Here is a 247-nt window from a genome sequence, read left to right as displayed (position 1 = left end):
TGTTGCTAAGTCTAGATTAGTCTAGGATCTTAGATACAACACCAGCACCTACTGTACGACCACCTTCACGGATTGCGAAACGAAGACCTTCTTCCATCGCGATCGGAGCAATTAGCTCAACTTTGAATTTAAGGTTGTCACCAGGCATTACCATTTCTACGCCTTCTGGAAGCTCTACAGCACCAGTTACGTCAGTTGTACGGAAGTAGAACTGTGGACGGTAGCCTTTGAAGAATGGAGTATGACG

At 45.7% G+C, this 247-nt stretch carries 1 protein-coding gene; it reads right to left on the bottom strand.

The window, feature by feature from the left end:
• Window positions 1–16: 16 nt before the first annotated feature.
• Window positions 17–247 (bottom strand): EF-Tu C-terminal domain-related protein (locus ACTRWF_RS19755; RefSeq protein WP_462836111.1); only part of this gene is annotated, 231 nt, incomplete at its 5' end.

It is taken from the genome of Alteromonas sp. G5_S2_22_S1, from assembly GCF_054968525.1.
Note: the sequence above shows the minus strand (reverse complement) of the source record. Positions and strands in the feature narration are given on the sequence as shown.